The sequence below is a fragment of the Pseudophaeobacter sp. genome (genome assembly GCF_048267565.1).
GTDB classification, from domain to species: Bacteria; Pseudomonadota; Alphaproteobacteria; order Rhodobacterales; family Rhodobacteraceae; genus Pseudophaeobacter; species Pseudophaeobacter profundi.
The window spans coordinates 236435-260121 of the sequence record NZ_JBLWXG010000002.1 but is presented as its reverse complement, the minus strand read 5'-3'; the positions used below and the strand labels follow the sequence as shown (position 1 = coordinate 260121).

The 23687-nt window shown below is 57.9% G+C and carries 28 protein-coding genes; 20 read left to right on the top strand and 8 right to left on the bottom strand.

Annotated features, from left to right (window positions below; translation table 11 throughout):
* Nucleotides 1-46: 46 nt before the first annotated feature.
* The 4 genes from ACN0VH_RS07680 to ACN0VH_RS07665 all read right to left on the bottom strand — a co-directional run bounded on the left by ACN0VH_RS07680 (nt 47) and on the right by ACN0VH_RS07665 (nt 4851).
* Nucleotides 47-1153, bottom strand: coding sequence for an extracellular solute-binding protein (locus ACN0VH_RS07680; RefSeq protein ID WP_417700191.1), 1107 nt, complete (start codon nt 1151-1153; stop codon nt 47-49).
* Nucleotides 1154-1228: 75 nt separating this feature from the next.
* Nucleotides 1229-2329 (bottom strand): ABC transporter ATP-binding protein, encoded by a 1101-nt coding sequence (locus ACN0VH_RS07675; protein ID WP_278922112.1) that lies wholly within the window; start codon nt 2327-2329, stop codon nt 1229-1231.
* A 366-nt stretch (nt 2330-2695) separates the two neighbouring features.
* Nucleotides 2696-4090 (bottom strand): aspartate aminotransferase family protein, encoded by a 1395-nt coding sequence (locus tag ACN0VH_RS07670; protein WP_417700189.1) that lies wholly within the window; start codon nt 4088-4090, stop codon nt 2696-2698.
* A 65-nt stretch (nt 4091-4155) separates the two neighbouring features.
* On the bottom strand, nt 4156-4851 hold the full coding sequence (locus ACN0VH_RS07665) for a GntR family transcriptional regulator (RefSeq protein ID WP_417700187.1): 696 nt from the start codon (nt 4849-4851) through the stop codon (nt 4156-4158).
* Nucleotides 4852-4990: 139 nt separating this feature from the next.
* Here ACN0VH_RS07665 and ACN0VH_RS07660 point away from each other — a divergent pair, with 139 nt between their 5' ends.
* The 5 genes from ACN0VH_RS07660 (at nt 4991) to ACN0VH_RS07640 (ending at nt 10338) form a co-directional block, all read left to right on the top strand.
* Nucleotides 4991-6076 (top strand): polyamine ABC transporter substrate-binding protein, encoded by a 1086-nt coding sequence (locus ACN0VH_RS07660; protein WP_278922114.1) that lies wholly within the window; start codon nt 4991-4993, stop codon nt 6074-6076.
* A gap of 122 nt (nt 6077-6198) precedes the next feature.
* The gene (locus ACN0VH_RS07655; protein WP_278922115.1) at nt 6199-7326 is read left to right on the top strand and encodes an ABC transporter ATP-binding protein; all 1128 of its coding nucleotides are present in this window, start codon (nt 6199-6201) and stop codon (nt 7324-7326) included.
* Nucleotides 7326-8207, top strand: coding sequence for an ABC transporter permease subunit (locus ACN0VH_RS07650; RefSeq protein ID WP_278922116.1), 882 nt, complete (start codon nt 7326-7328; stop codon nt 8205-8207). Before ACN0VH_RS07655 ends, ACN0VH_RS07650 begins: the two co-directional genes overlap by 1 nt.
* Complete coding sequence (locus ACN0VH_RS07645; protein ID WP_417700184.1) at nt 8204-9019, top strand: ABC transporter permease; 816 nt, start codon at nt 8204-8206, stop codon at nt 9017-9019. Before ACN0VH_RS07650 ends, ACN0VH_RS07645 begins: the two co-directional genes overlap by 4 nt.
* Nucleotides 9019-10338, top strand: a complete 1320-nt coding sequence (locus ACN0VH_RS07640) for an NAD(P)/FAD-dependent oxidoreductase (protein ID WP_417700182.1) — start codon at nt 9019-9021, stop codon at nt 10336-10338. Before ACN0VH_RS07645 ends, ACN0VH_RS07640 begins: the two co-directional genes overlap by 1 nt.
* Here ACN0VH_RS07640 and ACN0VH_RS07635 read toward each other — a convergent pair.
* The 3 genes from ACN0VH_RS07635 to fliK form a co-directional block, all read right to left on the bottom strand.
* Nucleotides 10311-11105, bottom strand: a complete 795-nt coding sequence (locus tag ACN0VH_RS07635) for a phosphotransferase family protein (protein ID WP_417700181.1) — start codon at nt 11103-11105, stop codon at nt 10311-10313. The two genes, ACN0VH_RS07640 and ACN0VH_RS07635, sit on opposite strands and share 28 nt — an antisense overlap.
* 149 nt (nt 11106-11254) lie before the next feature.
* Nucleotides 11255-11944, bottom strand: coding sequence for a flagellar hook capping FlgD N-terminal domain-containing protein (locus ACN0VH_RS07630; protein ID WP_278922120.1), 690 nt, complete (start codon nt 11942-11944; stop codon nt 11255-11257).
* Between the two features lie 3 nt (nt 11945-11947).
* Nucleotides 11948-13741 carry a flagellar hook-length control protein FliK gene (fliK, locus tag ACN0VH_RS07625; RefSeq protein ID WP_417700180.1) on the bottom strand — a complete coding sequence of 598 codons (1794 nt, stop codon included), beginning with the start codon at nt 13739-13741 and terminating at the stop codon, nt 11948-11950.
* Between the two features lie 128 nt (nt 13742-13869).
* Between fliK and ACN0VH_RS07620 the strand changes: the two genes are divergently transcribed.
* From ACN0VH_RS07620 to ACN0VH_RS07595, 6 genes are all read left to right on the top strand, one after another.
* The gene (locus ACN0VH_RS07620) at nt 13870-14166 is read left to right on the top strand and encodes a rod-binding protein (protein WP_278922122.1); all 297 of its coding nucleotides are present in this window, start codon (nt 13870-13872) and stop codon (nt 14164-14166) included.
* On the top strand, nt 14159-14518 hold the full coding sequence (locus ACN0VH_RS07615; RefSeq protein WP_417700179.1) for a flagellar biosynthesis protein FlgN: 360 nt from the start codon (nt 14159-14161) through the stop codon (nt 14516-14518). Before ACN0VH_RS07620 ends, ACN0VH_RS07615 begins: the two co-directional genes overlap by 8 nt.
* A 213-nt stretch (nt 14519-14731) precedes the next feature.
* Nucleotides 14732-15577: a flagellin N-terminal helical domain-containing protein gene (locus ACN0VH_RS07610; protein ID WP_417700177.1), complete on the top strand. Its 846-nt coding sequence runs from the start codon at nt 14732-14734 to the stop codon at nt 15575-15577.
* Nucleotides 15578-15659: 82 nt separating this feature from the next.
* Nucleotides 15660-16031, top strand: coding sequence for a flagellar biosynthesis regulator FlaF (gene flaF, locus ACN0VH_RS07605; RefSeq protein WP_278922125.1), 372 nt, complete (start codon nt 15660-15662; stop codon nt 16029-16031).
* Between the two features lie 2 nt (nt 16032-16033).
* Nucleotides 16034-16438, top strand: a complete 405-nt coding sequence (gene flbT / locus ACN0VH_RS07600) for a flagellar biosynthesis repressor FlbT (protein WP_278922126.1) — start codon at nt 16034-16036, stop codon at nt 16436-16438.
* The gene (locus tag ACN0VH_RS07595) at nt 16435-17244 is read left to right on the top strand and encodes a DUF1217 domain-containing protein (protein ID WP_278922127.1); all 810 of its coding nucleotides are present in this window, start codon (nt 16435-16437) and stop codon (nt 17242-17244) included. The genes flbT and ACN0VH_RS07595 overlap by 4 nt, the downstream gene beginning before the upstream one ends.
* Before the next feature lie 166 nt (nt 17245-17410).
* On the opposite strand, the gene ACN0VH_RS07590 is transcribed toward ACN0VH_RS07595, so the two are convergent.
* Complete coding sequence (locus ACN0VH_RS07590) at nt 17411-18739, bottom strand: FliI/YscN family ATPase (protein WP_278922128.1); 1329 nt, start codon at nt 18737-18739, stop codon at nt 17411-17413.
* 88 nt (nt 18740-18827) lie between these two features.
* Between ACN0VH_RS07590 and ACN0VH_RS07585 the strand changes: the two genes are divergently transcribed.
* The 9 genes from ACN0VH_RS07585 to ACN0VH_RS07545 are packed head-to-tail and all read left to right on the top strand — an operon-like array spanning nt 18828 to nt 23428.
* Nucleotides 18828-19217, top strand: coding sequence for a FlgB family protein (locus ACN0VH_RS07585; protein WP_278922129.1), 390 nt, complete (start codon nt 18828-18830; stop codon nt 19215-19217).
* Nucleotides 19218-19230: 13 nt separating this feature from the next.
* Nucleotides 19231-19623, top strand: a complete 393-nt coding sequence (flgC, locus tag ACN0VH_RS07580; protein WP_232401474.1) for a flagellar basal body rod protein FlgC — start codon at nt 19231-19233, stop codon at nt 19621-19623.
* A 21-nt stretch (nt 19624-19644) separates the two neighbouring features.
* Entirely contained in the window at nt 19645-19944 is a 300-nt protein-coding gene (gene fliE / locus ACN0VH_RS07575; RefSeq protein WP_278922130.1) for a flagellar hook-basal body complex protein FliE, read from the top strand.
* Nucleotides 19945-19948: 4 nt separating this feature from the next.
* On the top strand, nt 19949-20218 hold the full coding sequence (locus ACN0VH_RS07570) for a flagellar biosynthetic protein FliQ (protein WP_278922131.1): 270 nt from the start codon (nt 19949-19951) through the stop codon (nt 20216-20218).
* A gap of 2 nt (nt 20219-20220) precedes the next feature.
* Nucleotides 20221-20937 carry a flagellar hook-basal body complex protein gene (locus tag ACN0VH_RS07565; RefSeq protein ID WP_278922132.1) on the top strand — a complete coding sequence of 239 codons (717 nt, stop codon included), beginning with the start codon at nt 20221-20223 and terminating at the stop codon, nt 20935-20937.
* Between the two features lie 10 nt (nt 20938-20947).
* Entirely contained in the window at nt 20948-21733 is a 786-nt protein-coding gene (flgG, locus tag ACN0VH_RS07560; RefSeq protein WP_278922133.1) for a flagellar basal-body rod protein FlgG, read from the top strand.
* On the top strand, nt 21733-22149 hold the full coding sequence (gene flgA / locus ACN0VH_RS07555) for a flagellar basal body P-ring formation chaperone FlgA (RefSeq protein WP_278922134.1): 417 nt from the start codon (nt 21733-21735) through the stop codon (nt 22147-22149). Before flgG ends, flgA begins: the two co-directional genes overlap by 1 nt.
* Nucleotides 22149-22889: a flagellar basal body L-ring protein FlgH gene (flgH, locus tag ACN0VH_RS07550; RefSeq protein WP_417700176.1), complete on the top strand. Its 741-nt coding sequence runs from the start codon at nt 22149-22151 to the stop codon at nt 22887-22889. The genes flgA and flgH overlap by 1 nt, the downstream gene beginning before the upstream one ends.
* 8 nt (nt 22890-22897) lie before the next feature.
* A complete protein-coding gene (locus ACN0VH_RS07545; RefSeq protein WP_278922136.1) occupies nt 22898-23428 on the top strand; it encodes a flagellar basal body-associated FliL family protein in 531 nt (176 codons plus the stop codon).
* The last annotated feature ends 259 nt before the right edge of the window (nt 23429-23687 follow it).

Below are 23687 nucleotides of genomic sequence, written 5' to 3'. Positions count from 1 at the left end.
GCCCAGACAATGCCGGGCCCTTTCCCGTTCTCACAACGAGGTCAGATTACTGGAGCAACCAGGCCTGGAATTTTGCATCCAGATCATCACGGTTGTCTGCCCACCATTCGTAGTCATAGGTGTGCACATTGCCAGAGTTGGCAGGATCTGTTGGCATGTGAGGCGCCATTTCGATGCCCAGCACTGCGTGCTTACCAACCAGCGGTGCCGAGGAGGCACGTGCGGGACCGTAAGAAATGTAAGCAGCCTGATCAGCCAGACGCTGGGTGTCGGTGGCGAACTTCAGGAAGTCCATCGCGCGGGCCTTGCGGTCCGCAGGCAGACCGGCAGGAACGATCCAGCCGTCAAGGTCAAAGGACTGCATGTCCCAGAGCATACCAATTGGCTGGTTCTGCTCGGCAATCGCCGAGAACAGACGACCGTTGAAGGTCGAACCCATCACGACTTCGCCATCGGCCAGCAGCTGAGGTGTTTCCGCGCCAGCAGACCACCAGACAACGCTGTCTTTGATGGTGTCGAGCTTGTTCAGCGCCCGTGTCACACCTTCGTCGGTGCCCAGAACGTCATAGAGATCTTCCTTGGCAACGCCATCGCAGTACAGAGCCCATTCCATGTTGTCGATTGGGCGCTTTTGCAGCGAACGCTTGCCTGGGAATTTGGCCAGGTCAAAGATGTCGCAGACAGAGGTTGGTGCTTCGGCACCAACCAGATCGGTGCGGTAGCCAAAGGTGGTCGAGTAAACGATCTGTGGCACAAAGCATTCGGAAACCAGCAGGTCGCCAAAGTCTTCCGTGGCAGGGGTGCCGTCGGGTGCGGCGGCCAGATCTGCGTCGTGGTCCAGCTCTGCGGCGAGACCTTCGTCACACAGACGCATCGCATCCGAGGCCACAACGTCGACCAGATCCCAGGTCACATTGCCGGCTTCATTCATGGCGCGCAGCTTGGCAACCGCTTCAGCCGAGCTTTCGTCCCAAACGGCGCTAACGCCTTCGTTTGCAGCCAGATAGGGTTCGACATAGGCTTTGTTCTGGCTGTCCTGATAGGCACCGCCCCAGGATACCAGGGTCAATTCGTTTGCCATGTCTTCAGCAAAGGCCGCAGGCGCGATCAGCGCTGTGGTCATTGCCAGTGCAGACAGTTTCGTCATCTTCATAAGAGATCTCTCCTTGTTGATTTTCGTCGGTTTACAGCCCCGATCATTGATGCCGGGGTTTGCGCGGTTGGACGCTTAGGCGTCCAGAGCGCGGCAATCTTCGGGCAGCCAACCAATTTCGATCTGCTGGCCCGGTTTCAGACGCACTTGGTCGGGGGCATTCCGGGTCTTGATGATAAACTCATCGTTGCCAGCAACCCGCAGGCGGGTCCGGAAAATATCCCCCATGTAAATGAACTCAAGCACTTCGGCTTTGAGTGTGTGAACGCCTTCGGCGAGGCGATCCTTGTTGTATTCAACCCGCTCGGGGCGAATCGACACACGGGTGCGTTCACCTGGCTTGGTGACATTGATCGGCTTGCAGTCGATCAGCTCTCCACCGTCCAGCTGCACCAGCGCGACGCCATTGCTGATTTCTTTGACAGTGCCTTCCAGGGTGTTGTTTTCCCCGATGAACTGCGCAACGAAACTATTCTGCGGCTCTTCATAGAGCTTGTCTGGCGGCGCCAGCTGCTGAATGCGGCCATCTTCAAACACCGCCACCCGGTCCGACATGGTCAGGGCTTCGGTCTGGTCGTGGGTCACATAGACCACAGTGATCCCAAGACGATGCGCCAGATGGGTGATTTCAAACTGCATCTTTTCCCGCAGTTGCTTGTCCAAGGCGCCAAGCGGTTCATCCATCAAGACCAGTTCAGGTTCAAACACCAGCGCACGCGCCAGGGCGATCCGCTGCTGTTGCCCACCCGAAAGCTGCGAGGGGCGGCGGCCACCGAAGTCGCCCATTTCCACCATGTCCAGCGCACGCTTGACCTTGGCCTCACGATCCGACTTGCCGATTTTGCGGACTTCCAGTGGAAACGCCAGGTTTTCAGCGATGGTCATGTGTGGGAACAGCGCATAGTTCTGAAACACCATGCCAATGCCGCGTTTATGCGGCGGAATGTTGTTGATTGAGGTGCCGCCAAGGCGTATGTCGCCATGGGTTGCCGTCTCAAAACCAGCCAACATCATGAGGCAAGTTGTTTTGCCCGACCCCGAGGGGCCCAGCATGGTAAGAAACTCACCCCTGGGCATAAAGAGGTTCAAGTCTTTTACGACAAGGTTCTCACCGTCATAGCTCTTTTGTACGCGTTCGAACTCTACGAACGCGTCATTATTAGACGCATCAGCCAAAGCAGGCTCCCCGTTTTTTATTAGTCGGCAGATTGGTTCTGCGCTTGTGTCGCGATGTAAGCATAACCTTGGCAGGGTATGCAACCGTATCGTTTATTTACAAAACTGTCGTTAGCTTAGGCTCTTACTGCCCTGGAATTAAACCCATTGCGGCAATTAGTGTAAAATTTGCGACATAGTTTGCGTATCAGGCCTATCCCACAGGCGTTTTTGTGCGAAATACGGCCCAGCCCAAAACGACAAAAAGGCCCTGCACAAATACTATGCAGGGCCTGAAATTTCACACAAAGTTAATAAGCTAGACCAGCCTGGTCAGTGGCAAATCACCCAAAGACCAAGAGACCGGACCCGCGTTTCACCTATACCTTACGCGCTGTGCAGCAGATCTTTTTCCTGCAGGATCGCATAGCATTCATCCAAAGAGCGGCGGGCCCGCTCTATAAGAACATCGATTTCATCTGTCGTGATGACCAGAGGCGGAGAAATGATCATCCGATCCCCGACGTGGCGCATGATGAGGTTGTTGGCAAAGCAGCGCTCGCGGCAGATATAGCCAACCGTTCCCCCATCAGCGGCAAAGGCAGCGCGGGTTTCCTTGTTGGGGGTCAGCGCGATGGACCCCATCATGCCAACAATCCGGGCTTCTCCGACCAGAGGGTGATCCACCAGCGCTTCCCACTTCTCTTTCAGGTAGGGGCCCGCTGTGTTCTGGACATGGCCAACAACGTCTTCCTCTTCCAGTATGCGCAGGTTTTCCAGCGCCACCGCTGCAGCCACGGGATGGCCTGAATAGGTATAGCCGTGGTTGAATTCGCCGCTGCCAATCACGGCGGCGACCTCGTCCGACACGATAGAGCCGCCAATCGGCGCATAGCCAGAGGACAACCCCTTGGCGATGGTCATAATGTCAGGGCGAATGCCCACGGTCTGCGAGCCAAACCAATTGCCGGTCCGGCCAAAGCCGCAGATGACCTCATCCGCGATCAGCAGGATTTCGTATTTGTCGCAGATCCGCTGGATTTCAGGCCAGTAGGTGGCTGGCGGCACGATGACGCCCCCGGCCCCCTGCACCGGCTCTGCGATAAAGGCGGCAACACGGTCTTCGCCCAACTCCAGAATCGCCGCTTCCAGCTCTTGTGCACAGGCCAGGCCAAAATCATCCTCGGGCGTGTCGCCGCCTTCAGCCCACCAATGTGGCTGATTGATATGGTGAATATCGGGAATCGGCAGGCCGCCCTGCTCGTGCATTGCGCTCATCCCGCCCAAGGAACCACTCCCAACAGAGGAGCCATGATAGGCGTTCTTGCGGCTGATAATGATGGATTTTTCCGGCTTGCCCTTCAGCGCCCAGTAATGCCGCACCATGCGAATATTGGTATCATTCGCCTCTGATCCGGACCCGGCAAAGAACACATGGTTCAGATCACCCGGTGCCAGCTCTGCGATCTTGGCGGCCAGCGCGATGGCGGGCACATGGCTGGTTTGAAAGAAGGTATTATAATAGGGCAGCTCACGCATCTGACGCGCGGCGACATCCGCCAGTTCATCACGACCATAGCCAATATTCACACACCACAGCCCGGCCATGGCATCAAGGATCTCGTTGCCGTCACTGTCGGTCAGGGTCACGCCCGTGGCGCGGGTGATAATACGGCTGCCCTTTTCGGCCAGCTCGCCATTGGCCGTAAAGGGGTGCATGTGGTGCGCTGCATCCAGCGCCTGCAATTCAGCAGTGGGCATATGGTTGGTGATCACGTTCATCAGACTCGCTCCATCTGTAAGAGATTGAGTTCAGAATATGATCAAATTTCACTTTGTCAATCGAATCACTTTGCCTCTGCCAGGCCCTGACTCACCTGGTCCATACCCTGTGCCACGTCTTTTTCCATCGCCTGTGCCACTTTTTCTGGCGTGCCCTTACGCATGGCATCAATGATGTCCTTGTGGCGGTCGGGAAAGCTCTGGGTGCCAAAGCGGCCGCAGACCACCCGCAGTGAGGGGCCGAAGCGCAGCCAGAGACGATCGGCAAGATCCGCCATGATCGGCGCATCGGCATGCGCGTAAAGCGCGGCATGGAAGCTGTAGTTCTGCACCAGGTAGCCAGCGATATCGCCGGCGGAAATGGCCTGATCCAACGCCACATCAATGGCCTCCAGGTGATCAATATGAACCGGTTTGATACGCAGTGCTGCGCGGCGAGCAAGCTCACATTCTATTGTTTTTCTTACAAAACCTAGCTCATCAATGTCTTGTGTTCGCAACATGGGAACCGACACTCGCCGGTTGCCCTGGAACACCAGCGCGCCATCCGAGGTCAGGCGGCGGATCGCTTCTCGAACGGGCGTCATGCCCGCCCCCAGCGACTCTGTCAGCCCCTGAATTGTGACCGCCTGCCCCGGCGCCAATTCGCCAAAAAGGATCTGCTCCCGCAGCTTTTGATAGACGATTTCATGGGCAGGCAGCTTGGCCCCCTCAACGGGGTTTGCCTGGGATGCTTCAACGGCTGAATTGGTCACCGACACGTGGGGTTTTCCTTCTAATTTCTGGGCAGTTTGCACCAAGATTTGCCTGGTGGAAACATAAACAGTATTGCCGAACGAAGCAAAACTTGATCAAATCTAGGTCAGCCGGGCTCACACCGGTACCCACAGGGAGAAAATCATGACACTTAGAATGATGACAACCACTGCAGCTTTTGCCTTGCTCGGATCTGTCGCCATGGCTGAACAGGTGCGCGTCTACAACTGGTCTGACTATATCGATGAAGCGTTGCTGGAAAAATTCGAAACCGAAACCGGCATCGAACTAATCTATGACGTATTCGACAGCAACGAATTGCTAGAGACCAAAATGCTGGCCGGTGGATCCGGCTATGACGTGGTTGTGCCCAGCGGCACATTCCTGCAGCGCCAGGTTACAGCAGGCGCATTTCAGAAGCTGGACATGTCAAAACTGCCCAACCACAAAAACATGTGGAACGTGGTCGAAGAGCGTACCGAACAATACGACCCGGACAATGCCTATTCCATCAATTACATGTGGGGCACCACCGGCATCGGTGTGAATATCGGCAAGGTTCAGGAGCTCTTGGGCGAGGACGCTCCCATCAACTCGCTTGAACTGGTTTTCAACCCAGACAACATGGCAAAACTGGGCGACTGTGGTGTACATTTCCTGGACGCGCCTGCCGAAATGATCCCCGCCGCGCTGAAATACATCGGCGAAGACCCCAATAGCCATGACCCGGACGTGATCGCCAAGGCCGAATCCGTCTTTATGGCAATTCGCCCCTATATCCAGAAATTCCACTCTTCCGAGTATATCAACGCCTTGGCAAACGGCGACATCTGCGTGGCAGTTGGCTGGTCTGGCGACATCCTGCAGGCCCGTGACCGCGCCGCCGAGGCCGAGAACGGCGTCACCATCGCTTATCACGCCGCAGTCGAGGGCGCGCAGATGTGGTTTGACCAGATGGCCATCCCGGTTGATGCGCCCAACCCGGATTCAGCACATGTATTCCTGAACTTCATCATGGACCCACAGAACATGGCGGCTGCGTCGAACTACGTCTATTACGCCAACGGCAACAAGGCATCACAAGAATTCCTGGTCGAAGACGTGATTGGCGATCCGGCGATCTACCCAGATGACGCAACACTGGCGAACCTGTTCACAACCACGCCATATGCCCCCAAGGTGCAGCGTATCGTGACCCGCCTTTGGACCAAAATCAAATCGGGCACCTGACCTTCGGGTGACTGATCCTGCGGGGCGCCCAGCGCGCCCTGCCCATGCCAAATTGCATCACATTTCTGACAGCCAGGCGCGCCACTTGCCCCTGCGCATTCAGAACCTGCGGGGGAAACAGCTTGACCAGTCCTGTATTCGAACCCTGGAACGATCCCGAGGCCAAACCTCTGATCGAGTTCCAGAATGTTACCAAACGCTTTGGTTCATTCACGGCGATCGATGATCTGACCATCGGCATTTATGAAAAAGAGTTCTTTGCGCTGCTAGGCCCCTCGGGCTGTGGCAAGACCACCCTGATGCGGATGCTCGCCGGATTTGAAACCCCAACCGAGGGGGCGATCTTTCTCGCAGGGCAAGACATGGCGCCGGTGCCGCCAAACAAGCGCGCCACCAATATGATGTTTCAGTCCTATGCGCTGTTCCCGCATCTTTCGATTTGGGACAACATCGCCTTTGGCCTGAAGCGCGAAAGCATGCCCAAGCCTGATATCGAGGCCCGCGTTGACGAAATGCTGCGCCTCACCCGGATGGAAAAATTTGCCCGCCGCAAGCCGCATCAGATTTCCGGCGGTCAGCGCCAGCGGGTGGCCCTGGCACGATCACTGGCCAAACACCCCAAATTGCTGCTGCTGGACGAACCGCTTGGCGCGCTGGACAAAAAACTGCGCCAGGACACCCAGTTTGAACTGATGGATATTCAGGAAAAGACCGGCACCACCTTTGTCATCGTTACCCACGACCAGGAAGAAGCGATGACCGTTGCCAGCCGCGTTGCGGTGATGGACAATGGCAAGATCATCCAGGTTTCGACCCCGGATCGCATCTACGAAAACCCCAATTCAGTCTATGTCGCCGACTTTATCGGCGAGGTGAATATCATCGATGGCACCGTCACTCCCAATGGGCCAGACAGTTATTCCGTCGCCTGGAAAGATGGCCAGCCGCCGCTGAATGTGATTTCCCCCACCGCCTTTTCTGACGGGCAGAGCTGCCATCTGGCCATCCGCCCCGAAAAAGTGACCATCAACGCCGAGAAACCCGCCGACGTCGACAATGTGGTGCAGGGCAAGATCCTCGACATTGCCTATCTGGGCAATATTTCGACCTATCATGTGGAACTGCCCTCGGGCGTTGTGATCAAGGCGCAGAGCGCCAATACCCGCCGTATCTCGCGCCGGGCCTTTACTTGGGAAGACACTGTCTGGCTGTCCTGGACCGCCACGGCTGGCGTCCTGTTGGCGAACTGATGCGCCGCTTTGCCCTGATCGCCGCCCCCTATCTTTGGCTGTTGGCCCTGTTTCTGGTGCCCTTTGCCATCGTGTTGAAAATCTCGCTGTCGGACTATGCGATCTCTATCCCGCCCTACACGCCACAGTTTGACTGGGCCACCGGTATTGGCGCCTTTCTGGAAAAGCTGGATTTTGAAAACTTCATCTGGCTGACCGAGGATGATCTCTACTGGAAGGCCTATCTCAGCTCGCTGAAAATTGCCCTGATCTCAACCTTCATGACGCTGCTGGTGGGTTATCCAATGGCCTATGCCATGGCCCGCGCCCCAGCGGAATGGCGCGCCACCCTGATGATGCTGGTGATTCTGCCCTTCTGGACCAGCTTTCTGATCCGGGTCTACGCCTGGATGGGGATTCTGTCGAACGAAGGGTTCCTCAACCAGTTTTTACTCTGGACCGGGATGATTTCAGAGCCGCTGACCATCCTCAACACCAATACCGCCGTCTATATCGGCATCGTCTACACCTATCTGCCCTTTATGATTCTGCCGATCTATGCCGCGTTGGAGCGGCTGGACGATTCCCTGATCGAAGCCGCCGAGGATCTGGGCTGCTCGCGTCTCACTGCATTCTGGCTGATAACCATTCCGCTGTCGAAAACCGGCATCATTGCCGGCTGCTTCCTTGTTTTCATCCCGGTCATTGGTGAATTTGTCATTCCCTCGCTCTTGGGCGGGTCTGACACGCTGATGATTGGCAAGGTCCTGTGGGAAGAGTTCTTTTCCAACCGGGATTGGCCGGTGGCCTCGGCGGTGGCGGTGGTGCTCTTGCTGCTCTTGATCATTCCCATCGTGCTGTTCCAGCGCAATCAGCAAAAGCAAGAGGAGGCCGACACATGACACGCATGAGCTGGTTCAATACCGTATCCCTTACGCTTGGCTTTGCCTTTCTTTATGTGCCGATGCTGATTCTTGTGATCTTCAGCTTTAATGACGGCAAGCTGGTCACTGTCTGGGCCGGGTTTTCCACCAGATGGTATGGAGAGCTGATGCAAAACGAGGCCTTTCTCGACGCGGCCTGGGTCACCATCAAGGTCGCGGTAGCATCCTCCACCATTGCCACGGTTCTGGGCACCATGGCCGCCTATGTACTGGTGCGCGGCGGACGTTTCATGGGGCGAACGCTGTTTTCAGGCATGATCTACGCGCCCTTGGTGATGCCCGAAGTCATCACTGGCCTGTCGCTCTTGTTGCTGTTCATCGGCATTGGCCTTGACCGCGGAGTGCTGACAATCATCCTGGCCCATACCACCTTTTCCATGTGCTATGTCTCGGTCGTGGTCTCCTCACGGCTGATGACCTTTGACCGGTCATTGGAAGAGGCGGCGCTTGATCTGGGCTGTTCTGCGGCGCAGGCCTTTCGTCTTGTCACCCTCCCGATCATTGCCCCGGCCGTGATTTCCGGCTGGCTCTTGGCCTTTACCCTGTCACTGGACGATCTTGTGATTGCCTCCTTCACCTCAGGACCGGCGGCCACCACCCTGCCGATCAAGATCTATTCCGCAGTGCGGCTGGGGGTTTCGCCTGAAATCAACGCCCTGTCGACCATCATGATTGCGATTGTCACCATCGGCGTTATCACCGCATCGCTGGTCAACAAACGGCAAATGGTGCGCCAGCAACGCGATGAACAGTCAGCGGTGCGCAGCTGATGCGACGCATTTATTCCGACTATGCCTATGGTCCCGGCCCCCGCAACAATTGCTGGTGGGACGAAACCTGTGCCGCGCCACGCTGGCCAGAGCAGAGCGGCGACGCGCAGGTTGATGTCACCGTCATAGGCGGTGGTTTCACCGGCCTGTCTGCGGCGCTGCATCTGGCCGAGGCCGGTGCCAGCGTCGCCGTGCTTGAGGCCGAGACCCCCGGTTGGGGGGCCTCGGGGCGCAATGGCGGCTTTTGCTGCGTGGGCGGGTCAAAACTCTCCAGTGCCAGCATGCGCCGCCGATATGGAACGGAAGAAACCCAGATCTATGAAGCGGCAGAAGAAGAGGCCGTCGCCCTGGTGGCCGGAGTGTTGGAGAAACACGGCATCAAAGCCGATACCCATTCCAAGGGCGAAACCCAGATGGCCCATAGCCCGCGCGCCTGGGCCAGGCTGCAAAAGCAGGCTGACGACATCACCCGCAGCGGTGGCAAGGTAGAACTTTTCAGCAAGGCGCAACTGGCACAACAGGGGCTGAACGGCACCTTTCATGGTGCGCTGACCACCCCGGTCGGTTTTGGTCTCAACCCGCGCAAGTATCTGTTTGGCCTGGCCCGTGCCGCGACCAAGGCCGGGGGGCAGCTGTTTCAGCACAGCCCGGCGCTGAAGATTAGGGCCAGTGGCAGCCAGCAGATCGTTACCACGAAACGGGGCAGCTTGCGCAGCGATCAGGTCATCATTGCCACCAATGGCTATTCCTCAGACGATCTGCCCGACTGGCTGTCAGCCCGGTATATGCCAGCCCAGTCCACCGCAATGGTGACCCGGCCCATGACAGACCAAGATCTGCAGGCGCAGGGCTGGTTCAGCGACCAGATGGCCTATGACACCCGCAACATGCTGCATTATTTCCGTCTGATGCCAGATCGGCGTTTCCTGTTTGGCATGCGCGGCGGTCTGCTGTCATCACCGAGAGTCGAACGCGGAATCCGGCAGAAACTGCGCCGCGATTTTGAACGGCTGTTCCCGGCCTGGCACGGCGTTGAAACCACCCATAGCTGGTCGGGTATGGTCTGCCTGTCACGCAATCTCGTACCCTTTGTCGGGCCAGTACCGCAGCAGCCGGGGATATTTGCCGGGCTATGCTATCACGGCAACGGGGTCGCCATGGGCAGCTATGCCGGCCGGATTCTGGCAGATCTGGCGCAGGGAAAGCGCCCTGGTCTGCCCTATCCTGCACTGATGCAGCAGATGGGCCGCTTTCCCTTTGGGCGGGCCCGCCGGGTGGTGATGCCGCCTGCCTATGCTCTCTTGGCGATGCTGGACTGATCCAGCGCCGTCAGCTCCAGCCGCAGCGCCTGCCTGTCGCGCGGCTCTCCGCTGTGGCTGCGCCAGAGACAGTAGGCCGCCATACGCCAGTGAAACCAAGGTTTTAACGATAGATATCGCCCCACAATTGCCGGATCGGGATAGGCGCTCAGAAAGCTGTCTTCCTCTGCCTGGGACAGCGTCGCACCGCGATAGATAAACTGCATGGCCGGCGACAGGAACAGCGCCAGATCTTCGCTGGGGTCGCCCTGTTGCGGGCATTGCCAATCAATCAGCGTCAGGGTGCCATCGTGCGCCAGCAGGTTGCCTGGCACCGGATCGCCATGGATCACCCCCAGCTGCCGCAGCGGCGGCACCTGACCAATGGGGCGCTGCCCGATCAACTGCGCCGCCACCGCCACATCACCGCAATGCGCCAGAATCGCCAGGGCCTGGGCCTCTAAATCAGCGCTGCCATTGCGGCCCTGCGGCAAGGCGCAAAAGCCGGGTTGATCGTGCAACCGACCCAGAAGCTGCGCCACATGCGCTGCATCCCGCTGCCAGGGCGCGCCGGTAATATGGTCGTAAATCAGCCAGTCCTGGCCTTCAAAACGGCCGCAGCGCCGCAGGCGGGGGGCCATGCCGGTGCCTGCCAGCGCTGTCAGCGCTGCCACTTCGCGTTTTGCATCATTGGCAAAGAGCGGATTCGCCTGTTGCGGCAGGTAGAGTTTCACAACCTGATCGCCACAGCGCCACACCCGATTGGACCGCCCCCCCTGAAACGGCAAGGGCGCAGGGAGGTGCCCCCCCTGCCCCCTGAGCGATTGAAAGAATCGCTGGTCAAATTCTGTGGTCAGGCCTTGCAGGGCGTTGCTCTCCGGTGCTTGCGCCCCTTAGCCAGAGCGCATTCTCTCTAGACCGCGCAACGCCGATTGGATCAAGCCTCTTCTTGGCCAGAACCAGGATCACGCAGCGCCGTCACAGAAGTCGCCAGAATCGCAGCGCCAGTGTCATTGATCAAGACAACATCATTGCCCTGCATCCGGGTTTCACGCACTGAAGTATAAACTTCGGCCAACTCGGAAAGCACCACTTCACCGTCGACCTTGCTTTCTACGACGAAGCTGTAGGCACCGGCGGGCAGGGTATCGCCGCTAAAATCGGTGCCGTCCCAATCATAGGGATCCGCCGAAACTGGAAGATCGATGCGATTGACTTCATCGCCATCGGAATTGCGTACGATCATCGTCACCTCATCGGCCGAGGCCGCAGGGTTGGGGGCAATATTGACTGCATTGGTGCCGTCAAAATGCGCCGCCGTGGCTGAACGCACCTCCATGCCGACCCAGCCGGTCAAAGCCGCCATATTGCCCAGACCCAGCTGATCCAGCGCAAAACCAAGGTTGTCATTGGTCAGAACCTGCTGTTCAACCATAGAGAATTCCGCCAGCTGCGAGGCATATTCGGTATTGTCCATTGGCTCTGTCGGGTCCTGGTATTTTGCCTGGGCCGTCAACAGCTTGATGAAAGTGTCAAAATCAGAAGTCAGGTTGGTACCGCCTCTGGCGGCGGCGCTTGCCGGGCGGGGTGTGACCCCCGCGCTGGCAGAAGATACTTCAGTTGTCATCGCTTAAACCCTCATGTCCACGCCGGCATTTCCAAGCCGGAGATGTTGTACCTGTGTTTCTGCGACCTCTGCCGCAGTCAAATCATCGCTGTGTCCGGTGCCGGATATGCCAACACCGGCCTGGCTTTCACTGTCGCCTTGGGTCTGCCCCCCCGACGCACCACCACCGTTGAATTCAAAAGAAATGTTTTCGAACCCCATCTTGCGGAATTCATCTGCCAGCTCGTTGATATGGCGGCGCATCAGATCGCCGGTTTCCGGGCGTTCGGTCTGAATCACCACCGTAATCCCTGATTCGCTGGTGCTGACCCGCATTTTGACCCGGCCAAGCTCCTCTGGGTTCAGGGCAACATCAACGTTGCGATCCCCCTTGGCCACAATGGCTTGGGCCAGTTGCGCTGCAATCAGGCGCGGTGTTTCTGGGCGATGAACGGTGCCCGGCTGAAGGACCGCTTCGGTCAGCAACTGCGATAGGCCGGGCATATCAACGGCGGGATCACCCGTCAAAAGCTGCGCCTCGGCACCACGTCCACCCGCTGCACCGCCATCAGCGCCCAGAACCTGGGCGGCAAAGGCCTGCTGAACAGCGCTGATCTGCGCAGCCGCAGCGGATTTCACGCCCGCCGCAGCGGCCCCCGTCACGGCATTGCCCGACACGATGGCCTGTGCCTCACGCGATTCATGTGCGCGGCCCTGCGCCCGGCGGCCCGGTTCACTGGCTGCCGCCGCGCGCGATTGCCCAACAGCCGCCATGGTTTCGGCAAGGCCCGGTGATTTGCTGCCAGCGGATTTACCGCTCGCATCCACCGCAGCAGCCTGTGTTGCGGGATCTGTATCTGCGGCGGGGAGAGGCACAGGCTGAGCGACGCCCTCCTTACCGGCTGCACCCACGGCAAGGGGTGCCGCAGATTTGGACGCGCCTGCCCCGGTCTGAACCTGCCAGTTCACCCCCTCCTGCACGCGCTGTGCTGTCTGGGGTGCCCCTATGCTGGCCTGGCGCTCGGATGCGGGTAGATCAACATCACCGCCCTTGGGGGAATCAGTAGTGGCGGCAACGGTGACCTCTGCTGCGGCTGTTGTCGCGCTCGGCTGAGCCACCGCCCGAGAGCCCCCCTGCACCTGACCGGCGACGGCAGTAGCTGGTGGCTTGCCGCTCTGCGGCTCCACCTTGGCGGTTGCGGCAGCTTGCAGTGCAATTTCTGCCCCGTCTTCTGCTGGCGCAGCGGCGGTGTTTTGCACCCGCGCGACGGCCTCAGACGAATCGCCTGATGTGGAGCGCACAGGCTTTTGTTGTGTATCGCCCGGTGCGACCAGACCAAGTTTAACCACGTCTTCCGCAAGAAGATCAGCGCCTTCTGCGGGAAGGTCGGCATCCTCTGCGGTAAAGTCAGCGTTTTCTGCGGGAAGGTCGGTACCTTCTGCTGCCTCAGCCGATATTTCAGGGAACTCTGCGCTGTCGTCGGCAGCCCCTGTCAGTTCGCCGTCAAAGGGCAGCGCCGCTGTGTCATCGACCTGCGGGCCTGCATCGGCCTGGCCTGCGACTACCAGTTTTTGTGCGGCGGGCTTCGTCCCTGCCTCTACAGTCTTGCTGTCTGCAGCTTTTTCAGTCTGTTTTTCAGGTTGATCAGCGCGATCTTTGTCGGAAACGGAATTTGCTTCGCGGCGACGGGCGCGATCATCCATATGATCAGAGAAGCTGCGCGTGCTTTGCTGTCGCGTCGGGCTTTGTGTCGCCTTGGCGCCGGCCTGGTCTGCAGCGCCGGGGCGCGCCTGACCAAAGAGTATACTTGTAAGCATAGGATTCCAGACATTCTATCTCGATGCCCTCCTAACTAGCGCAAAGCGGTTACGGTAATTTTAACCGCTCTTGGGGCAATCTCAGAAAAATCATCTAAAGCTGGATTTAAACTGGAGAGACCTGCGGAATGGCCAATCTGACAACAGTTCATCAGGCGGCGCCCCCTTCACCTGCGCTTCAACGCCCCTCGCAAGAGGATGCGATTCGGGACGCCGCCAAGAAGCTAGAAGCCTCTTTTCTAACTGAAATGTTGAAATCTGCCGGGCTTGGAAAAAGCCGCGAAGGCCTGGGCGGAGGCGGCGCTGGCGAAGACCAGTTCTCCAGCTTCCTCGTGCGCGCGCAGGCGGAACAAATCACTGAATCCGGCGGCATCGGCCTCGCCGAATCACTTTATCACGCAATGAAGGATTCCTTTAATGACTGACCTTACCCCACAGAGCCTTATCGAAGAACTGGACAACATCCTTGATCAAGAACGCGGCGCCCTGGTGCGCGGCGAGCTGGATCAGATCCAAGATCTGCTGGTCCGCAAAGAGGCGGTCATCGCGCAACTCAACATGATTGAGAACCTGGAACGCAGCACTCTCAGCAAAGTGCAGACAAAGGTGTCACGCAATCAAGAGCTGCTCAACAGTGCGATGGAAGGCATCCGCAGCGTGGCCGCCCGTATGTCTGAACTGCGCCGGGTCAAGAAAGGGCTTGATGTGTATGACAGCGCCGGGCGCAAATCACGCTATGGCACCGCAATGGGTCAGCGGTTGGAAAAGCGTAGCTAAGGATCTGCCGCGGTTGAGTAAAATTCTAGGAAATGCCCCCTTGGACATTAGCACTCCCTTAGCACCTTTCGCTGCAATGTCATCTTGCATCTCATCACTGGGGTGGCGCGGAAGCCGATCGGCGGAACGCACTGTCAGAAAGACGCTAAAATGCCCTTCGGGGCTGGGAAAAACTAGAGACCAAAGTGTCTCGATCGCTAAAGGAACTATACTATGACCAGCATTCTGACAAACAGTGGCGCAATGGTTGCACTCCAGACTCTGTCGATGGTGAACGACAATCTGGAAGGTACCCAGGCCGAAGTCTCCACTGGTAAAAAGGTCGGCAGCGCCAAAGACAACGCCGCTGTTTGGGCGATTTCCAAGACCATGGAATCTGACATCTCTGGTTTCGCCGCCATTCAGGACAGCCTTGACGTTGGTGAAGCCACCGTTGCCGTTGCTTCTGCCGGCGCCGAACAGATCGTTGACGTTCTGAAGGAAATGAAACAGCTGGCGGTTTCGGCGCAATCCGAAAACGTTGACCACACCACCATTCAGGCCGACATGGCAAAGAAGACTGCACAGATCACTTCGATCATTAGCGCGTCTCAGTTCAACGGCGCCAACCTGTTGGCCGCTGATGTTGATGGCAACACCACAACATCTCTGGGCGTTCTCGCCTCGCTGGACCGCGTTGGTCCCTCCGGCACACCTACACCTGTCGAGATCTCGGTTGCCACTGTTGACTTCGAGACCAACATCGACATCGCCGGCATGACAGCCATTACAGACGCCGCAACTGCGGCAACTGCAATGGGTGAAATCGAAGCCATGCTGTCCACCGCCATCACCGGCGCTGCTCAGCTGGGTGCGGACGCTTCGCGTCTGAAGGACCAGGGTGAATTCGTATCGAAACTGACCGATGCGATGAAACTGGGTGTGTCTGCAATGACCGACGCCAACATGGAAGAAGCATCTGCCCGTCTGAAGGCCCTTCAGACTCAGCAGCAGCTGGCCGTGCAGTCGCTGACCATTGCGAACAAGCAGCCTGAAACTCTGCAGCAGCTGTTCCGCTAAACGACTTGAACCGGGGCGCGTTCACCGCGCCCCGGTTCCCTCTTCTCAGAGAATCTGAAGAAATAAAACGTTAGGAAAACACGTGAATGCACTTATGAAAGCGACAAGTGCCTATTCGGCGGCAAAAGCCCCTACGCGAACAGTCAAAGATCTGGAATTCGATGCCGTTGCCCGCATCACACGACAAATGATTACAGCTGCCAAGGCGCGTCCTTACGACTTCAAGGAAATGATCGCCGCAGTCAGCGCCAATCGCAGGCTTTGGATCCTTTTCGCCGCAGACGTCGCCAGCGAAGACAATGGGCTGCCGATGGAACTGAAAGAGCACATCATCTCGCTTGCTGCATTCACCAAACAACACACCAGCAAGGTCATGTCGCGCGAGGCGAACATCCGGCCGCTGGTAGAAATCAACACGGCCATCATGCGTGGCCTTCGCAGCGGAGCAACATAATAATGAGTGGACTAGTTCTCAAACTTGCCCCAAAAGAACGCGTTCTGGTCAATGGCGCTGTCATTGAAAACGGGGACCGCCGCAGCCGTCTGTCGATTGTGACCCCGGACGCCAATATCCTGCGCCTGCGTGACGCAATTCACCCGGAAGAGGCCACAACGCCTGTGCGCCGGGTCTGTTATGCCGCACAGCTGGTGCTGACCGGTGATACCGACCCCGAAGAGGGCCGTATGCCAATGCTGCGCCACATCGAAGAGCTGAGCCAAGTCTTCCACGATTCGGACAGCCGCGCCAGCCTGGCCGAGGCCACCGAAGCCCTGCTGAGCAACAACCACTATCGCTGCCTCAAGGCGCTGCGTGGCCTGTTGCCAAGAGAGGATCGCCTGCTGGCGATACGCCCCTCATGAGCTTTGAGCCAATCCTTCTGTCAACTGGCATCACCGGCTGGACATTCTTGCAGTCGACCTATGATGACCAATTCGAGAACTTCAAGAACGACACCGTTCTGAAGCGCGAGAATGACTATTTCACCGAGAACATCGGGAATATCAGTTCGGCAGAGGATCTGGTCAAGGATCGCCGCCTGCTGGGGGTCGCCCTGAAGGCTTTTGGCCTGGAAGATCAGATTGATTACAAGGCGATGATCCAAAAGGTTCTGGAAGAGGGCACAACCGCCGATGGCAACCTGGCCTCCAAGCTGGATGACAGCCGCTGGGTTGATTTCTCCAAGGCCTTTGGCTTTGGTGGAGGGGAAACCCGCACCAATACCGACCCTGTTGCCATGGCGGCCATCGTGGCCGACAACGAGGCACAATCCTTCGAGATTGCCGTTGGAGAGCAGGACGAAACCATGCGGATCGCGCTTTATGCCCTGCGCGAGTTGCAAGAGGTCATCCTCCCCGACGACGCCGAAGAAGACGGGCCGTCCGTCAAAGCCCAGTGGTACAATATCATTGGCCAGCCGCAGCTGGCGAAGATGATGCAGGTCACCCTGAACCTGCCGGAATCGATCAACCTGATTGATGTTGATCAGCAGGTGCGCGTCTACCAAGAGGCGGCGCAGCGGTTCCTGGGCACCGATGATCTCAGCTCCTTGTCCAGCGAAGAAGACATGAACAAGCTGGCGATCACCTATCTGGCCCGCGCCGAGGTTGCCGCCGTTGGCAACGCTTATTCGTCAAGCTCGGCGGCTCTTTCACTCTTGCAAGCCTGATATCCAGGCGACCTGACAAAACGAACCGTCACATTGAAAAAGGCGCCGCCAGACTATCTGGTCGGCGCCTTTTCATGTTCTGCTTTTGGCATTGCCTAGGTCTGTAGCCGCTGCCGGGCCGCAGGCCAGCGCTGCCCCGCAGGGGGGGGAACGCTGTTTTCCTTTGTTAGCGCCCCTTGCTGGCGCGGCGCAGCATCAATTGCAGCCGGTTAAAGCTGTTCTCTACGCCCTGCGGGTCTTCCTTGCCAAAGAAGGCGTCCAGCTCGGGCCAGATCTTCACGGCCTGATCCAGCACCGCGTCATTGCCTTCGGAATATAGACCGGCGCGGATCATCACTTCGGATTGCTCATAGGATCCAAGGAACTTACGCACCTCCAGAATGGCAGCGTTCTCTTCCGGGGTGGCCGCCGCGGGCAGGCTCCGCGAGACAGAGCGCGACACATCCACGGCCGGAAAGCGGCCACGTTCAGCAATTTCACGGTTGAGCACGATATGCCCATCCAGAACCCCGCGCAGAATATCTGCGATTGGTTCATCCATGTCAGAGCCGGCAACCAAGACGCTAAAGACCGCCGTGATATCACCCTGCCCCTCAGACCCAGGCCCCGCACGTTCGCACAGCCCCGTGATAAGTGGCGTCACCGATGGAGGGAAGCCCCGCAGCGCCGGTGCCTCCCCCGAGGCGGCAGAGATCTCCCGGTGGGCTTCGGCAAATCGGGTCACGGAATCGGCCATGAACAGAACATTCTTTCCCTGATCGCGGAAATGTTCGGCGATGGTCATGGCAGCCCAGGCGCTGCGACGACGCACAAGCGCTGATTGATCCGAGGTGGCGGCAACCACAACCGCGCGCTTCATGCCTTCGGGGCCCAAAACATCCTCAACAAAGTGATTCACTTCGCGGCCACGTTCACCAATCAGCGCCATGACGACGACATCGGCCTCCATAAATTGCGCCATTTTTGCAAGCAATGTCGATTTACCAACACCCGACCCCGCAAAAAGACCGATACGCTGGCCCTGAACGACGGGGAGAATCGTATTGAACACCGCAAGCCCGGTGTCCAGACGCGCCCCCATATGACGCCGACCCGCCGCTTTTGGCGGCGGTGCCATCAGGTCTCGGGCCTTCTCTCCGCGCAGCATCGGCTTGCCATCCAGCGGCACACCAAAGGGATCAATCACCCGACCAATCCAGTTGTCACCCGGTGCAAATTCCGGCGCCGGATGTAGGCTCACCCGGTCGCCCATGGCCACACGATCTGGCGCACGATCTGGTAACATGCTGATTTTGTTTATATCAATCTTCAGGACTTCGCCGTGCAACTCATCCCCTGGGCCACGGACAAGGACCAGGCGATCACCGATTCGTGCCTCTCTCTCTAGGCCGGATATTTCAATTTCCCCACCCGAGATACCGCTGACGCGCCCCATAGAGGTTGCCAGTTTCTGACCGGCGATTTGTTCAGTCAAAGCTTTCAGCTCTGCGATCATGGCCTGAGGCCTCCATCTAGTTCCTGAAACAATTTCTAAAGGAATCAGGGTTAAGCCTTGATTGAAATTGATCGAGGGAGAAGCCCCGGTGTTTACTGAACTGAACGTTTTTAAAATCGCATACTCAATGGCCACCCATGCAGGGAAGCGCCAGGCATTGGTGTCACAGAACATCGCCAATGCAGATACCCCTGGCTATCACGCCAAGGATATCAAACCTTTTAAGGAGGTCTATGCCGCCGGGCCACGCCCTGGTGACATGGTGGCCTCTCGTGGCTCGCATCTGAATGGCATCAATGGTTCCAATATGGACTGGGCTGTAACCACGTCGTCAGATGGTGCCGACCCCAATGACAACACGGTTTCTATCGAAGAGGAAATCCTCAACGGGGTTGAGGTCAAGCGTCAGCACGACCGTGCGCTCGCCATCTACAAATCATCGATGAACATACTGCGATCCAGCCTGGGTCGCGGTTAGAGGAGCATGATCCATGAGTGAATTCGCCAATTCCCTGAGTGTGACCGCCAGCGGCCTGAAGGCACAGGCCACCCGGCTGCGTCACGTCTCTGAAAATATCTCGAACGCTGATACCCCCGGCTATCGCCGCAAAAGCGTTCCCTTTGAAGCCGTGCGCGATCTCAAAAATGACGTCGAGCGCGTCAAGACCGGCCGCGTCTCTCTGGACCGCAGCGATCTGGAGAGCGTCTATGATCCTTCGCATCCGCTATCGGATGCCAGCGGCCACTATGAAGGCTCTAACGTAGATCTGATGATTGAAATCGCGGATGCCCGCGAAGCCCAGCGCAGCTACGACGCCAACCTGAAAATGTTTGAACAAACCCGCAGCATGTCATCGTCCCTGATGAACCTGCTGAAACGCTAACCACATTCGAGGAGATCCAGAATGGATATTCGCTCTATCACTGCCGCCGCTGGTGGCTACGCCGCCGCCCGCCCCGCCACCAAGGTTGACCCGGAATTCCATGGCACCAGCGCCACCGATCAACTGCGCAACAGCTTTGCCAGCTTTAACAATACCATGCAGGTTGGCGAACAGACTGCCGTGCAGTCCATGACAGGCAGTGGTGATCCACATGCCCTGGTACAGGCCCTGGCACAGACCGAACTGGCCGTCGAAACCGCCGTCACCGTGCGCAACAAGGTTGTCGAAGCCTACCAAGAAATCCTTCGGATGCCGGTCTAAGCCCATGATGAGCGAAGGCCAATTCTACGACACTTTGCGACAGGCGCTTTGGGCCGGGGTGACCATGTCGTTGCCGATCCTGGCGGTGGCCCTGGTTGTTGGCCTTGCCATTGGCCTGTTTCAGGCCCTGACATCGGTCCAGGAAATGACCCTGACCTTTGTTCCCAAACTGGCGGCCATTGTCGTCGTATTCTGGATGTCGATGGGCTTCATGACCCAAACGCTCGTGGCCTTTTTCAATGGCCATGTCATTCCTTTGATTGCAGGAGTTTAGTGATGGAATCTGCAGGCTATGCAACCCTATCCCGTCAGACGGGTCTCATGCGTGAAATGCGTGTGGTAGCAAACAACATCGCCAACGCCGCGACCACGGGCTACCGCTCCGAAGGACTGATCTTTTCGGAATTTGTACAGTCCTCTCAGGGGCAGGAATCGCTGTCCATGGCGCGGGCCAATATTTTCAACACCTCGATGGAACAGGGGCAGCTGACCCAGACGGGCGGCACCTTTGATTTTGCCATCGAAGGCGATGCCTATTTCATGATCGAGACCCCGCAGGGCGAACGGCTGACCCGCTCGGGTGCTTTTTCACCCAATGCCGAAGGCGATCTGGTGACCATGGATGGCCACCGGGTTCTGGATGCAGGCCGCGCGCCTGTCTTTGTGCCAGGCACCGCAGGATCAATCCAGGTGGGCGCCAACGGCACCATCACCGCCGATGGCAATGCGGTTGGTCAGATTGGTCTGTTCCAGCCAGACGAAGACACCATCCTGATGCGTGAGGACGGTGTGATGTTCCGCGCCGAAGGTGAAATCGTCGACGCGGAGGGCGCCAAGATGGTGCAGGGCTATCTTGAAGGCTCCAACGTCAATGCGATCACCCAGGTGACCCGCATGATTGAAATTCAGCGCGCCTATGAAATGGGCCAGAGTTTCCTGGAAACAGAAGACCAGCGCATTCGTAACGCCATTAAAAACCTGATCAAATCGTAGGAGACAACCGATGCGTGCCCTAAAAATCGCTGCAACTGGTATGAGCGCACAGCAACTGCGTGTTGAAACCATTGCGAACAACCTCGCCAATATGAACACCACAGCCTACAACCCGCGCCGGGCTGAATTTGCCGATCTACACTATCAGCAGGTCAGCCGCGCCGGCACGATCAACGCATCTGATGGCACGATCCTGCCAACCGGTGTGCAGGTCGGCCTCGGTGTGCGGCCTGCCGCCATCTCTGTGCATCTGCAACAGGGGGCGCTGGAACAGACCAATAGCGATCTGGATGTCGCCATCGAAGGCAAAGGCTATCTCGAAGTCACTCTGCCATCTGGGCAAAGCGGCTATACGCGGGATGGTTCTTTGAAACGCTCATCCGAGGGGCTGATCGTCACCTCGGACGGCTATACCGTCGCCCCGGACGTGACCATCCCGGATGACGCGCTGAGCATTTCGATCAATGCCGAAGGTGAAATCTACGCCTATTTTGACGAAACACCCGAGGGCCAGCTGCTGGGTCAGTTCAACTTGGCCAGCTTTACCAACCCCAAGGGGCTGGAAGCGATCGGCAGCAACCTCTTTGCAGAGACCGAAGCCTCGGGCGCGCCAAATGTATCCACCGCCGGCGAAGACGGCCTGGGCACCCTGCGACAGGGCTATCTGGAAGGCAGCTCTGTTGATTCAGTGCGCCAGGTGACCGAACTGATCGAAGCCCAGCGCGGCTATGAAATGAACTCCAAAGTCATCTCTGCCGTCGACCAGATGATGTCAGCAACGACACAGATCCGCTAATGAAACACATTCTCGCCCTTCTCATTGCACTGACTGTTCAGCCCGCCTGGGCGGATATTCTGGTGCCCCTGCGTACCATCCGCGCCAAAGAAGTCATTCGTGCCAGCGACCTGACCTTTAAACCGGTCCAGGTGGCAGGGGCTATGTCCGATGCAAATGAAGTGGTGGGAATGGAAGCCCGTGTGCCGCTGTATCCCGGGCGCCCCATGCGCCCCGGCGATATCGGCCCCGCCGCCATCGTCGACCGGAACGATCTTGTCATGCTCTCGTTTCACCGCGGCGCGCTAACGATTCTGGCAGAAGGCCGTGCCTTGGCGCGCGGTGCCGAAGGCGAATGGATTAAAGTCATGAACCTGGCGTCGCGCAGCACCGTGACCGGGCGCGTCAACTCAGATGGGACAGTAGAGGTAAGATAATGAAAACGAAAACAGTTGCCACCAAAATTGCACTTGCCGGCCTGGTCCTTATGGGGGCCTGCGCCCGCATGGATCACATCGGCAAACCACCCACCATGTCCCCCGCTGCGGAATCCCCGGAACATGTTGCCATGCTCTGGCAGGGGTTGCCCAACGAGGTCCAGAACCAACGCGCTGTTGATGGTTCCTCTCTCTGGAGCGGGTCGCAGAATTCGCTGCTGGGGGATCGCCGGGCGATCAACAAGGGTGATATCCTTACCGTTGCGATCCAGATCGACGAAGAGGCCGAAATCTCCAACGGCACCAGCCGCTCGCGCTCCAGCGCCGAAAGCCTGGGCATGCCGCAGCTATTGGGCCTGCCACAGCGGCTTGACGAACACCTGCCCGATGGCGCCTCTTCGGCGGATGCGGTTGATCTGTCCGGGTCAAGCAGCTCCAAGGGGAATGGATCCGTCAAACGCAGCGAAAAGCTGGAACTGCGCGTCGCCGCCACCGTGGTCGATGTCTTGCCAAATGGTGTACTTGCCATCAGCGGCAAACAGGAAGTCCGGGTGAATTTTGAACTGCGTGAGCTACTTGTGTCCGGCTACGTCCGGCCACAGGACATCAGCCGCCAGAATGAAATCACCTATGACAAGATTGCCTCGGCGCGCATCTCTTATGGTGGACGTGGACAGATTACCGATGTGCAACAACCCCGATACGGCCAGCAAGTGCTGGACGCGATCCTACCATTCTGAGGTGACCCATGATCGCTAAATTACTTCCTGTTATCTTGCTGATGGTTGGAACCGGGGCTGGAATTGGGGCTGGTATCATGCTGGCCCCCGCCCCAGAGCCCGCAACGGCCCATGCCACCGACGACAACATGGGCGACGACCTTGATCATGCCGACGAGGCTGCGGACTCTCACGCGGAGGACGATACTGGATCGGATCATCTTGCGCCTGAAAAGGACCGCGAATACGTCAAGATCGACAACCAGTTTGTGATCCCCGTGGTCGAGCGTGACGATCTTTCCTCTCTGGTGGTGATTGCGCTTAGCCTGGAAGCAAAGCCTGGCATGAGCGACAAAATTCGGATGCTGGAACCCAAACTGCGCGATGCCTTCCTGCAGGTGCTGTTTGACCACGCCAATATGGGCGGCTTTCGCGGGGCCTTTACCCGTTCTGATGTGCTCAACCCGCTGCGCACCGCCCTGCGCGAAGCCGCACAAAAGGAACTGGGCAAAAGCGTCTATGACGTTTTGATCGTAGAAATTTCGCGTCAGGACGTCTAAGGCACCCGCCACCCGGATCTGACCCGGACAAGACCTGCAACGCCGATGCCTGTATCCTTCAGGCGTCGGCGTTTTCATATCGAGCCCAGGAACACGCGCGGTGCCACAGGCTGGCTTTCGGCGTAGCCGGTTTTGCGAACCTTCGCAGTGGTCACCACAATGGTTATTTCGCCTTCTTTGGCGGCCAAGCCCTTAGGAATCCGTTTTCAGGGGCTGTGGAAATTTGCTTCACAGAGATCTAGAATTCACCTAAATAATA

What these genes read in the sequence shown, in the direction of transcription:
- flgC (WP_232401474.1), top strand. Translation starts at nt 19,231, where the DNA reads ATGAGTGAATTCGCCAATTCCCTGAGTGTGACCGCCAGCGGCCTGAAG.
- ACN0VH_RS07565 (WP_278922132.1), top strand. Translation starts at nt 20,221, where the DNA reads ATGGAATCTGCAGGCTATGCAACCCTATCCCGTCAGACGGGTCTCATG.
- flgH (WP_417700176.1), top strand. Translation starts at nt 22,149, where the DNA reads ATGAAAACGAAAACAGTTGCCACCAAAATTGCACTTGCCGGCCTGGTC.
- ACN0VH_RS07645 (WP_417700184.1), top strand. Translation starts at nt 8,204, where the DNA reads ATGACACGCATGAGCTGGTTCAATACCGTATCCCTTACGCTTGGCTTT.
- flgG (WP_278922133.1), top strand. Translation starts at nt 20,948, where the DNA reads ATGCGTGCCCTAAAAATCGCTGCAACTGGTATGAGCGCACAGCAACTG.
- ACN0VH_RS07640 (WP_417700182.1), top strand. Translation starts at nt 9,019, where the DNA reads ATGCGACGCATTTATTCCGACTATGCCTATGGTCCCGGCCCCCGCAAC.
- ACN0VH_RS07680 (WP_417700191.1), bottom strand. Translation starts at nt 1,153, where the DNA reads ATGAAGATGACGAAACTGTCTGCACTGGCAATGACCACAGCGCTGATC.
- ACN0VH_RS07620 (WP_278922122.1), top strand. Translation starts at nt 13,870, where the DNA reads ATGGCCAATCTGACAACAGTTCATCAGGCGGCGCCCCCTTCACCTGCG.
- flbT (WP_278922126.1), top strand. Translation starts at nt 16,034, where the DNA reads ATGAGTGGACTAGTTCTCAAACTTGCCCCAAAAGAACGCGTTCTGGTC.
- fliK (WP_417700180.1), bottom strand. Translation starts at nt 13,741, where the DNA reads ATGCTTACAAGTATACTCTTTGGTCAGGCGCGCCCCGGCGCTGCAGAC.
- ACN0VH_RS07570 (WP_278922131.1), top strand. Translation starts at nt 19,949, where the DNA reads ATGATGAGCGAAGGCCAATTCTACGACACTTTGCGACAGGCGCTTTGG.
- ACN0VH_RS07595 (WP_278922127.1), top strand. Translation starts at nt 16,435, where the DNA reads ATGAGCTTTGAGCCAATCCTTCTGTCAACTGGCATCACCGGCTGGACA.
- ACN0VH_RS07590 (WP_278922128.1), bottom strand. Translation starts at nt 18,739, where the DNA reads ATGATCGCAGAGCTGAAAGCTTTGACTGAACAAATCGCCGGTCAGAAA.
- ACN0VH_RS07610 (WP_417700177.1), top strand. Translation starts at nt 14,732, where the DNA reads ATGACCAGCATTCTGACAAACAGTGGCGCAATGGTTGCACTCCAGACT.
- ACN0VH_RS07630 (WP_278922120.1), bottom strand. Translation starts at nt 11,944, where the DNA reads ATGACAACTGAAGTATCTTCTGCCAGCGCGGGGGTCACACCCCGCCCG.
- ACN0VH_RS07615 (WP_417700179.1), top strand. Translation starts at nt 14,159, where the DNA reads ATGACTGACCTTACCCCACAGAGCCTTATCGAAGAACTGGACAACATC.
- ACN0VH_RS07650 (WP_278922116.1), top strand. Translation starts at nt 7,326, where the DNA reads ATGCGCCGCTTTGCCCTGATCGCCGCCCCCTATCTTTGGCTGTTGGCC.
- flgA (WP_278922134.1), top strand. Translation starts at nt 21,733, where the DNA reads ATGAAACACATTCTCGCCCTTCTCATTGCACTGACTGTTCAGCCCGCC.
- fliE (WP_278922130.1), top strand. Translation starts at nt 19,645, where the DNA reads ATGGATATTCGCTCTATCACTGCCGCCGCTGGTGGCTACGCCGCCGCC.
- ACN0VH_RS07545 (WP_278922136.1), top strand. Translation starts at nt 22,898, where the DNA reads ATGATCGCTAAATTACTTCCTGTTATCTTGCTGATGGTTGGAACCGGG.
- ACN0VH_RS07660 (WP_278922114.1), top strand. Translation starts at nt 4,991, where the DNA reads ATGACACTTAGAATGATGACAACCACTGCAGCTTTTGCCTTGCTCGGA.
- ACN0VH_RS07670 (WP_417700189.1), bottom strand. Translation starts at nt 4,090, where the DNA reads ATGAACGTGATCACCAACCATATGCCCACTGCTGAATTGCAGGCGCTG.